Here is an 11069-nt window from a genome sequence, read left to right on the forward strand (position 1 = left end):
GACAGAGCTTTGGCAGATTCATCGACGGGGGGTTCGGTGGAGGCCAGATTGACAACGACGACGTGCGCCAGATCATGCTGTTTCTGGAATTCGCTGATATCGTTGGAGAGACGCGTCAGTGTTTCCTGCAGAGATTCGGTATCAAATTTTTTGACGGCATCCCCGGCCAGGGAGCGAATCGTATCGCCGACATGAATCAGCGTTCCCGGTTTGACATTCTGATCGAAGGCTTTGAGGTCTTCTTCGACAGCCTGTAACAACGCCGGATGGAAGACGCCGGAATTCTCACTGAAATAGCGGGCGGCTTCGACAAATGACGTGTCGCGAATTTCGTGTCCGCCGACCACAAACTGGTCCCAGCTTTTGAGGTTCAGCTTTTCGAAGTAGGGATTTTCTGAAACCAGGCCGCTGGTCCCGGTGAGCCCCTGCTTGAGTGCTGATAATCCGACTGCGGCGGTCGTAGCGACGCCGCCCCATGCGCCGATGATCCAAATCCCGATACGTTGTTGCGTCATGATGTTGCCTGAAACTGATATTTCTGAATTCAATTGAAACGGGTGATTTTGCAGGTGGGAGCAGGCAGATCGAAGCCTGCCTGACCTGTCGTTGCACAGACTCCCCTGCTGCTTGTTATGGAATATTATTTCCAGGCACGACAATCAGAACATTACCGAGCATAGATGATAATAAAATATGTTTATAATTATAGGTCTCTGGTGGCTGTTCACAATCAAAGAAATGCTGATTGCGGAGAAGAATTTCGGTCTCTCTGTCTAAAATCCTCATATTTAAGTGTTTGTGAGGGTCTGGTCGATCCAGTCCATCAACGCCGTTTTAAAGTCTTCGATTGTGGAACAGGCAGCATCTTTCGTTTGATCAAGCTGGCCTGGATCGCTGACTTCTGCCTGGGCGAAGTAATAAAATTTGATTTTGGGTTCGGTACCGGAAGGCCGTACACCTAACTGGACCGTCAGCGGCGATCCCTCGGCCCGGGCTTCAAACATCAGAACATTTCCCCGCGGTTTCGAAAAGGTCTCAGTCACCGTATTTTCGGGTAATGCCCGAATTTCCAGATCCGAATAGTCCCTGACCAGGTTGAACGTGAGATTTCCCATTTTCCCGGGAGGCGTATTGCGGAAAGCCTTCATCAGCTGCTTGATCTGTTCGTTACCCGAGGAACCTTTACAGGTTTTGGAAACCTGACCTTCCAGATGAAATCCGTGTTCACGGTAAAGTTCGTCCAGGCGATCCAGCAGAGTTTTGCCTTCCGTCTTCAGTTCGGCAGCGAGTTCGCATACCCAGAGTGCAGCGATCGCCGCGTCTTTGTCGCGACAGTATTCGCCTGCCAGGTAACCCAGTGACTCTTCAGTTCCGAATACAAATTTGTCCGGCCCTTCCTCGTCCATGGTCTCGGCGATGTACTTGAATCCGACCAGCAGGTTATTGATAATTCGCACATTGGCTTTGCGGGTGATGGCGGCGATCAACGGAGTCGTGACGATCGTTTCCACCACGAAGTGTTCCGGCGAGAGGGTGCCGGCCTGCTGGCGTTTGCGGAGCACATAGTCCGCGAGTAATGCACCGACCTGGTTACCGGTCAGATGAATGAATTCACCGGCCACATTTTTGACACAGACTCCCATGCGGTCGGCATCGGGATCACTGGCGAGAATGATTTCGCCGCCGGTCTGTTTCGCCTGTTCAATCGCGGGTTGATAAACTTCTGTCCGCTCCGGGTTCGGAAGCTGATCGGGAACATTGGGGAAATTCCCGTCCTGTTCACACTGTGGTTCATACCGCTGAATTCCTGTAAATCCGGCCTGCTGCAGTACCTGATGTACCGACGCTTCTCCCACGCCATGCAGGGGAGTGAAATATCCCGTCAGGTCGCGCTGGTCCGAATGACTGTGGCTGACAACCGCACTGCGGTACTTGCCGGCGATATCTTCATCAATAAACTGAATCAGCCCCTGTTCAACCGCCTGATCGAAATCAAGCAGCGGGATTTCGGTGGCCTGGTAGACTTCGTCAATGATGCCCTGATCGTGTGGCGGCAGAACCTGTCCCCCGGTGGACCAGTAGGCTTTGAACCCATTATCGGAAGGGGGATTGTGCGAAGCGGTGATCATTGCACCGACATCGCAGCCACACTCGCGGACGGCAAACGAGAGTTCGGGTGTGGAGCGGGAAGTATTGAAGAAGTAAACGGTCAGCCCGTGCCCTGCCAGTACACTGGCTGCGATGCGGGCAAAATGCTTAGAGTTGATTCGGGAGTCATGCGCGATCGCGGCTTTCCCGGTCTCTTTCCCCGAAAACTTTTTGCAGTAGGCTGCCAGTCCGTGTGCCGACTCTGCAATAGTCCGCTCGTTGATGGTCGCCGAACCCAGTTCGCTCATCAATCCGCGCCGTCCGCCGGTTCCAAACGGAATGACTTCCCAGAAACAGGTATCGAGCTGCTGAAAGTCTTTGTCTTCGATCAGTTTCAACAGCGCGGGCTGATACGGTGCATATTGTGGCTCCATCACCCAGCGTTTCAGATTTTCGAGGGCTGCTTCTGAAAGCTTTTTCTCAGCCACTGCGGTGCGCGCGAGTTCCATAGCCTGCGTGGAATCAATAGAGGGAGAAGGCTGGTTCATCCTGTAACTTTTCCGTATTCGAGAGCGCGGGTTCTTTGACTGTATAAGTAACTGAAGCGGGCCTGAGTCCATTTCTGAAAAACTCATTTCCCGGAAGGATTCTCTGCCGGAACAGTAGATTCTGGTATCAGGTCTGACCAGAAACCAGGCTTTGGCGTTCTTTCCCTGACAGGAAAAAGCCAGTGCGAACTGAAACGATCACACGTTCCGGACCCGTGCTAGATTGTAGAGTGATTCGCCCTGTGAGCCAACCCTCACACGAAATCCGGTTCGAGGAGTGCTCAAATCGGATAAAAAGTCTGATTACAACGAATGTATCACTGGACGGATTCAGCCACGAACTGCTGACCCACTGAATCTTTGCCCAGAAAGGGAATTCTCCCTTCATTAAGACTTTGCCAGATTTTGGTTTCCCACCGATCAAGTCCTTGATTCCCCCTCCTAACAGTGGCAGAATAGGTGGATTAAAACGGTATAGCACGATTCGGGTTATACCAATCTTGATTTCAGAGTCACGAGAACAGAGGAGGGAATTCTCCCGTTTGCTTTCCTGATTCTCTCGATTCCGCTCTAATGTCCTGATCCATGATGAACCTGCATGTATAACGAAATTAAGGTAGCACTATGAAGTTTGTTGAAGGTCATACTGTTGGCGTTGACTTGGGAACCACCTATTCAGCAATTGCACAGCTTGACAGTGATGGTCAGCCCATTTCCCTGAAAAACACGGATGGTCGTTCGATAACTCCTTCGGTCGTCCTTCTGGGTGAAGAGGGGCGTGTGGTAGTCGGTCCTTCTTTTGAAAGAACGGCCATCGAAGATGATCCTTCCCGCATTATCGAAGCGGTGAAACGACATATGGGAGATGACAACTTTTACGTTGTCTACCAGGAAAAGAAACTGACTGCAGAATTCCTGTCCGCCCTGATCCTGAAAAAAATGAAGCAAGATGCGGAAAAGGAAATCGGCCCGATCGCCAATGCCGTCATCACGGTTCCTTACTACTTCAACGATGTGCGCCGCAAAGCCACCCAGGATGCCGGCCGGATCGCCGGTCTGAATGTCATCGACATTATCAATGAGCCAACGGCAGCGACGCTGGCTTATGCCTGGAAACGGGATGAGCTGGGGAACCCCAATGCCATGCCCGATGGCGAACGCACAATCCTGGTATACGACCTGGGTGGTGGTACCTTCGACGTTACCATTGTCCGTTATTCTCCTACACAGTTCCGCGTGCTGGCTACTGACGGGGATGTGATGCTGGGGGGACTCGACTGGAGTCAGCGGATCGTGGATCATGTGGCAGAACAGTTTATGAAGAAATTCGGCAGCGATCCCCGCCAGGATCCCGTCACATTACGAACCTGCGTGCAGGAGTGTGAAGACGCCAAGCGTGAATTGAGCCAGAAGGCGCAGACCCCCGTTTCCATTTATCACAAAGGCAACACCTTAACGGTGGCTTTGACCCGTGGCGATTTCGAGCGTATGACTGCGGATCTCCTGCAGCGGACACGCGACACAACCGAGCTGGTCATGCAGCAGGCAGGTGTGGAGAAAGGCCAATTGGATGATGTGGTACTGGTCGGTGGTTCGACGTTGATGCCTGTGGTCGAAGAGATGTTGAAAAAGGTTTGTGGAAGCGAACCTTCTCGAACCATGAACCCGGAAGAAGCAGTGGCCCAGGGTGCTGCGATCCACGCGGCCATCCTGGAAGCCCGTGCAACCGGAGGCGAGAGTCGCATGGCACAGGCCGTCATCAAACGATTGCGGAGCGTCAGTACCGCTGATGTGAACTCACACTCGCTCGGCGTGAAAATCACGGACCCCAATGAACGCACCCGTAAAATCAACCACATTATGATTAAACGCAATACGGAGATTCCCGCGAGCGTCAGCCAGAAATTCGTGACGACCTCCGAGAATCAGCAGCGGATTCACGTGATCATCCTGGAAGGAGAGGCCAGCGATCCTGATGCCTGTTCGACTATCGGTGACTTCCGCATTCTGAATCTGCCAGCCAACCTTCCCAAAGGTTCGCCTGTGGAAGTGACCTACCGCTATGATGCCAACGGTCGAATTCATGCTTCGGCAAGAGAACTGACAGGGAACAACGAATCCGCCACCGAGATTGTCCGTGACTCTGGTCTGGACACCGAGGGAGTGGACCGCTTTGAGCTTCTGGCCAAAGACTACCTGGTTGAATAATGTCCCAACAGCTTCTGCAGTGAAACGGTTCCTGTTTCACTGCAGAAGCTGATTTGAATCGCGACAACGAACACGTCATACTGAAACTGTTTCACTTCGATTTTGATCTAGATCCAAGAGCAAGGAGTCCTCTGAGGTGGCAATAGACGTCTACAAGGATTGGCTGGGAATACCGGAAGGGGAGCGACCTCCACATCATTATGACTTATTGCGACTGGTCAAATTCGAAGATGATGAAGAAAAAATCAGGGCGCACTACAAAAAGCTGAACGCCCATGTCCGCAAGTACGCCTCGGGAAAATACTCTAATGAATCCCAGGAATTATTAAACGAGCTGGCGAAAGCCATGCTCTGTCTGACCGACCCCGAACGAAAACATGAATATGATGAAAGCCTGGGTCGTGAGTTTGATGAAGACGAAGATACCGGCCCCAAATCAGTCGAACAGATCCTCCTCGAACAGGGGCACATCGAGAAGAGTCAAGCCGCAGAGCTGAAGGAATTTGCGGAAAAACGGGGACTCACCACCAGGGACGCCGCCGTCCAGATGCGGTTTGTCACCGGTGAAGTAGCAACCCAGGCAATGGCCCGTTCAAAGGGAATGCCTTACATCGACCTCGAAGACACGATTCCCGAAAGCAGTATTCTCCTGCAGCTTCCTCAACATGTCGCCAAGCGAAATACCATTCTCCCCCTGTTCATCGACGATGATATGCTGCTGGTTGCCTGTGCCGATCAGCCGACGCATGAACTGGAAGACGATCTGCGGATGCGTTACCAGGTCCCTTCCCGCTGGGTGCTGGCGATGCCCCGTTCGATTAATAATGGCATCACCAAATACTATGCGGCTGCCGAGGAACAGGAAGACGAAGAACCGGTTGCAGCAGATGCCGCCACGGACACCGGATCCAAAAAAGCGGCCAAAGCAGCCAAACCCGAGAAAAAGGTAGAAAAAAAGAAACCACAACGGGGGGGAAGCCAGCTGACTCCCGAAGAACTGAAAGAGAAGAAGCAGCTGGCCTTCATCTTTTGTGGCTGGGCTTTCTGTGGTTCAATCCTGATCGATCAGTTCCTCCTCAAGAGCTTTGTCTTCCCGCAAACCTGGCCGTGGCATTTCATGCTGACGACACTCGTAACCCCTTTAATCGCGATCTACCTGATGACCGGGATGTGGAAGAAGTAGATCGGCTCGCGATTCTTGTGCCGACTGCCTGTCTGAAACGAAGCCGCGATTATTCGACTTCCGGACTTTCTTCCACAGGCATTTTTTCCCGAAGCTCTGCAATCAGATGCCCGAGCTTGCGGACTTCAATCACTTCCAGTTCGAAGTCCAGCCAGTCGCAGATATCCCCGACTTCCGGGATGTGTTCCAGCTTTTCATGGAACATCCCTGCGACGGTTAACAGGCCATCGTCGGCAATTTCATAGTCCTGCTGCAGCTTGCGGCACAAGTACCGCAGCGTGGTAATCCCCTCAACATGATACACGCCAGGTGCCACTTCACGCACCGGTTCCCTGCGGAGAATTCGTTTGGCCCGACTCGGTTCCGGTGAGAGCAGCGTGTCAATGATATCATCATGAGAGACGATACCGATGGTTTCGCCATATTCATCGACGACAGAAGCGAAGTGACATTCTTCTGCCTGAAAGCGGGAGTACACATCCGACAGGTTCGCGCACCAGGGAACATGAATCACCCGCTTCGATTTCTGATTCAGCATCTTTTCTGAGAAAGACGAAAGTTCCGTCAACGAGATGATACGCTCAATCTCATCCGTTTCGGTATCGCGTTTCCTTAAAATAATGTAATCCGTTTCGGGGGTAATCCGCGTGAGGTCTTCCAGCTGCACGGGCATGTTGAACGTCAGATACGTTCCCCGCGGACGCATCGCTTCCTCGACCAGAATCTCCGAGAGGTCCAGGATATTATGCAGGATCTGTCGTTCATGGCGAATGACTTCTTCGCTGGAACCGGACGCATCGACGGCCCGTTCCAGGTCTTCTGAGTGCAGATACGATTCTTTCTGGATATGCGGCCAGAAGGTACGCCGCATCAGCCGACTGATCTGCTGCAGCAACGGGATCACCGGATCCAGCAGGCGGACGGAAACCGCCAGGGGCCAGCTGACCAGGATCGCAATTTTTTTGCGAAAAACAATCGAGAGGCTCTTCGGCAGAACTTCACCGAACAGAATGATCGCCAGCAGGCTGCCGACCGTGAACACCCCGGCAGCGGCAGTCATCCCCTGGTCGGCCAGTCGCCTGGCAATCACTCCGGCGACCGCAAAATAACTCAGATTGATCAGCAGGTTCCAGAACAGCACGGCTGTCAGCAGGCGGTCGGCATCCGCGGCCAGTGCGGCGACGACCTGCTCACTGGGCTTACCTTTACTGAATTTTCTCAGTTCGCTCCGCGACAGATAAAAAATTGCAGTCTCGCTGCCTGAAAAGAACCCGGACGCAAAAATCAAAGCGAGTAACGCCAGTGACCCTGGAAACCAAATTGCAACGGTATCAATTAATGCGATCATCATGAATCAGGATCAGCCACTCTACCCTTTATCGAAAGTGGTTTTCCCCAAGGCAACATCAAATTCAGAAACGGCCGGAATATACATCGAAAGAACAGGAAGACCATAGGCAAACAGAATGGTAACCAGAACCCCCAGAGTTCCTCCCAGCAGAAACGAAGTGATGGCATAAAACGTTAAAAACGGGAGCATCCAGGCCGAGATGGCCAGCGCCCGGGAAGGATTACGATGTGTGAGAGCAGAATGCAGGGCGGCACTTCCCACCACAATAAACACGAGAAAACTCTGCAGCTGCAGGGCAAACGAAGAGCGGGCCTGTACGAGCAGAATCATGAATATACCGATCCCGACGAACAGAAAGAACATGGTTCCCAGGCTGGCACCGATGGCAGAACGGCTGTTGTCATACGTGAGCCCCATATGCAGCCCCAGGACAATCGCAAAGATCATCAGTGCCAGAAACCCGATCAGGGCACACAGAAAACCTTCGGTCGAGAATGCCCCCTGGCTGACCAGGTAACACAGAATCAGCACGGGAACCAGTATCAGTTCTTTGCTGTTATAGAAGATTCCCCCCAGTTTCCCCAGCACAAATTCTTTGGCGGAGATATCGGTCACCAGCAGTAACTCAAGTGTTTTGCTGTCTTTTTCGGTCGTGATGGAAGTGACTGCCTGCGTATTGGCCAGCACCAGGCTCAACCAGGCGATCCCCGCAAAAGCAAGTCCCTGCGGGGGAATCACTCCCAGGTACAGCACGCCTTCGGCAACCGCCTCGGAGGTGACTGCGGACCAGAGCGTAAAACCAGCCAGCAAAAAATACGCCAGCTTGATCACAAAAACTTTTCGCCCGTAAGCTTTCGTCATGATCTCGCGCCAGATCACAGGATTCGACCAGATCACACGGGATTTTTCTTTGACGACGACCGTCTCTTTTTCTGCCTTGGGGGTCGCTTTATAAACCGAACGCGAAGGGTTCCAGACCCGCAGCCTGAGAACGGTAAATGCTTTCAAGGCGACTCCCAGTACAAACAGGCTGATCAGCGAAGGCCAGGCACTGACGGTAATGGGATTCAGGCCGGTATTGAGAGAAAGCGGATTCAGGATTTCATAGAGTGAACGAAAGGGATTCAGGCCGGCAATCCAGGGACGCAGGCTGAAATCTGCGGGCAGCAGGTTAACAATCACTTCCACAATACCCAGAAATACCACCATCCCGAGCACACTGATCGCCAGGGTCTGAAATGTTTTTTCCCGCCAGAACGCCACCAGGGCCGCCCAACTGCCGGTCGCGAAGACTGTGATCAGACACAGCAGTTCCATCCAGAGAATCTGGGTGAGCTCAATTCCTCCCAGCAGATGCAGAAAGACGCAGACGGGAATTGATGACGCCAGCAATACATAGACAATCAGCAGACTGGACTGGGTTTTTCCGCTGACCAGTTCACGGTCTTTGAGTTCCGTCATTAACAGCAGAATCAACGTGCCCCGGTCTTTTTCCTGCGCGATACTGCCGGCAGAAAACAGGAGCGTGAAAAACAGGACCAGCAGTAACTGCAGAAAGGCGATCATCTGAAAGATCAGATTACCCAGCCGGGCAAATTCGCCGATGGTGGTGGTCTGGATCTGTTGAGTCCCCAGGATGGTCTGGCCGGCAGTAAAGATCAGAATGAATACTGCGGCAACATAACCGGAACGAATCAGGTAATGTTTCAACTGACGGGGAGAAGTCAACGCTTCCCGAATAAAAATTGGATTGTTAAACAATGCTCTCTCGCCTCTTTATTCGACAGGTGACAGCATTCAATCAGAGACGCCCTTCTCCTACGACCGATCTGTGCAACCTGATAAACTGTTGCTGATACTATGATATTAGACTGTGTTCCGTTTTATTGATACCTCTCCGGGCACATTGGAATCGGTGATATCAGTTCCGGAGACACTGCGGATATCTGTCACGCGCTCTAGATTGTTCTCTGAATGGCAAATTCCGTCAGTTCCTCCAGGATCTGTCGTGCCGGTGAAGCGGGGCAATTCTGGAGCGCATCCCGAGCCTGTTTCGCGAACTCCCGTGCCCGGTTACCGGCGTAGTCGATCGCATCACTGTTTTTAATATACTGTGTGAGTCGCTGCCTGGTATTCGGATCGGGCTGAGACAGAATTTCCTGAAGCGTGGCCCGGTCTTCCGGGCTGCATTGATCCAGCAGCCGAATCAGAGGCAGTGTCAGTTTTTCTTTCTGCAGATCAGACCCCAGTGATTTTCCCATCTGCTCTTCATCGCCCAGCAGGTCCAGGAGATCGTCGGTAATCTGGAAGGCAACGCCGAGTGCCCGACCATATTCGTCCATGGCCTGCACGATGGATTCGTCGGCGCCGGCATACAGGGCTCCCATCTGTGTGCTGATGGCGCAGAGTTCTGCTGTTTTTCCGTTGATGATTTCCAGGTACTGTTCTTCACCCAGTTCATGATTTCCCCGCTCGTAAATCTGCGCCAGTTCGCCTTCACAGACCAGGTTGGTTGCCCTGCCAATCAGTCGGCAGGCCCGGGCATCGCCGAGGCTGGCGGTCAGATGAAACGCATGCGTGAACAGGAAGTCGCCTACCAATACGCTGGTTTCATTATTCCAGCGAGAATTAACCGTCGCGACGTGGCGGCGGATCAGGGCGTCATCCAACACATCATCATGTACGAGGGTCGCCAGATGAATCATCTCGACGACAGAGGCCAGGACATAGTGGCTTTCATTGATGCCTCCGGTTGCCGCTGCGGACAGCAGCAACAGAATGGGACGCAGTCGTTTGCCTTGAAATCGGGTAATATGCTGCAGGACATCATGAACATAAGGATGCTTCGAGCTGACTTCGCTCAAGAAGACCCGTTCTGCCTGTTCCAGTTCACCGCCAATTAACTCTTCGACACGCGCCAGCAGGTCATGTGTCGTAAGATGGTCCCCCATTACAGCCTCACCACAATATCGAATCGTTTATCCAGTTTTCGTCTGGCGGTCGGTTATTTCACAGATACGGAACAAATGATCCGATACCCGGCTCACTATTCGCAGCCATTGTAAGCATTCTCCCTGCAGATAGGAATGCAAACAGGGGCCGGTGTTTCATTTCCGGGGTCGAAATCAGACTTTCCCGTCTACTGGGTAAAATTATCTGGTCCGCCTGGAAAATTATGGTGTGGTTCTTCTGAATGCACAGGGAGAATCAATAAGTTTCCCGGATAAAATGTCCGCTCTTTCCTCCCGATTTTTCCACGAGGCGGGTGGGGCCGAGCGTCATGCCTCGATCGGCGGCTTTGCACATATCGTAAATGGTAAGGGCAGCGATACTGACCGCCGTCAGTGCTTCCATCTCGACACCGGTTTTGCCATCAATTTTCACCGTCGCACGAATGCGAATCGTCTTTTCATCGGGAGCATCAAAATCCAGACTGACACTGGTAATACTCAAAGGGTGGCATAAAGGGATCAGGTCGGCTGTTTTTTTTGCTGCCATGATGCCGGCGATCCGGGCAATTTCCAGCACGTCCCCTTTGGAAATCTGACGATCCAGAATCAGCTTTTGAGTGTGCGGCAACATGGTCACCAGTGATTCCGCCACGGCGAGCCGCGCGGTCACCGCTTTGTCGCCGACATCAACCATGCGGCTGGCGCCATCTTTATCAAAGTGGGATAAATCAGTCATTGGA

At 52.5% G+C, this 11069-nt stretch carries 8 protein-coding genes; 2 read left to right on the forward strand and 6 right to left on the reverse strand.

Annotated features, from left to right (window positions below; translation table 11 throughout):
- Positions 1 to 515, reverse strand: a 515-nt coding sequence (locus AACZ40_RS10365) for an inositol-3-phosphate synthase (protein WP_339674370.1), incomplete at its 3' end; no start/stop codon positions are given.
- A gap of 273 nt (positions 516 to 788) precedes the next feature.
- Positions 789 to 2636, reverse strand: coding sequence for a phospho-sugar mutase (locus AACZ40_RS10370; RefSeq protein ID WP_291168515.1), 1848 nt, complete (start codon positions 2634 to 2636; stop codon positions 789 to 791).
- A gap of 624 nt (positions 2637 to 3260) precedes the next feature.
- Here AACZ40_RS10370 and AACZ40_RS10375 point away from each other — a divergent pair.
- Together AACZ40_RS10375 and AACZ40_RS10380 are read left to right on the forward strand one after the other, a co-directional pair.
- Complete coding sequence (locus AACZ40_RS10375; RefSeq protein ID WP_291168517.1) at positions 3261 to 4844, forward strand: Hsp70 family protein; 1584 nt, start codon at positions 3261 to 3263, stop codon at positions 4842 to 4844.
- Between the two features lie 136 nt (positions 4845 to 4980).
- A complete protein-coding gene (locus AACZ40_RS10380) occupies positions 4981 to 6027 on the forward strand; it encodes a general secretion pathway protein GspE (RefSeq protein WP_291168519.1) in 1047 nt (348 codons plus the stop codon).
- A 49-nt stretch (positions 6028 to 6076) separates the two neighbouring features.
- Here AACZ40_RS10380 and AACZ40_RS10385 read toward each other — a convergent pair whose 3' ends face one another.
- From AACZ40_RS10385 to moaC, 4 genes are all read right to left on the reverse strand, one after another.
- Positions 6077 to 7378: a CNNM domain-containing protein gene (locus AACZ40_RS10385; protein WP_291168521.1), complete on the reverse strand. Its 1302-nt coding sequence runs from the start codon at positions 7376 to 7378 to the stop codon at positions 6077 to 6079.
- 18 nt (positions 7379 to 7396) lie between these two features.
- The gene (locus tag AACZ40_RS10390) at positions 7397 to 9139 is read right to left on the reverse strand and encodes an ABC transporter permease (RefSeq protein ID WP_291168523.1); all 1743 of its coding nucleotides are present in this window, start codon (positions 9137 to 9139) and stop codon (positions 7397 to 7399) included.
- Between the two features lie 197 nt (positions 9140 to 9336).
- Complete coding sequence (locus tag AACZ40_RS10395; RefSeq protein WP_291168525.1) at positions 9337 to 10329, reverse strand: polyprenyl synthetase family protein; 993 nt, start codon at positions 10327 to 10329, stop codon at positions 9337 to 9339.
- 256 nt (positions 10330 to 10585) lie between these two features.
- A complete protein-coding gene (gene moaC, locus AACZ40_RS10400; protein WP_339674377.1) occupies positions 10586 to 11065 on the reverse strand; it encodes a cyclic pyranopterin monophosphate synthase MoaC in 480 nt (159 codons plus the stop codon).
- Positions 11066 to 11069: the final 4 nt, after the last annotated feature.

Origin of the sequence: uncultured Gimesia sp., assembly GCF_963972345.1 — a bacterium.
Taxonomy (GTDB): domain Bacteria; phylum Planctomycetota; class Planctomycetia; order Planctomycetales; family Planctomycetaceae; genus Gimesia.

What these genes read in the sequence shown, in the direction of transcription:
- AACZ40_RS10370 (WP_291168515.1), bottom strand. Translation starts at nt 2,636, where the DNA reads ATGAACCAGCCTTCTCCCTCTATTGATTCCACGCAGGCTATGGAACTC.
- AACZ40_RS10385 (WP_291168521.1), bottom strand. Translation starts at nt 7,378, where the DNA reads ATGATGATCGCATTAATTGATACCGTTGCAATTTGGTTTCCAGGGTCA.
- AACZ40_RS10395 (WP_291168525.1), bottom strand. Translation starts at nt 10,329, where the DNA reads ATGGGGGACCATCTTACGACACATGACCTGCTGGCGCGTGTCGAAGAG.
- moaC (WP_339674377.1), bottom strand. Translation starts at nt 11,065, where the DNA reads ATGACTGATTTATCCCACTTTGATAAAGATGGCGCCAGCCGCATGGTT.
- AACZ40_RS10375 (WP_291168517.1), top strand. Translation starts at nt 3,261, where the DNA reads ATGAAGTTTGTTGAAGGTCATACTGTTGGCGTTGACTTGGGAACCACC.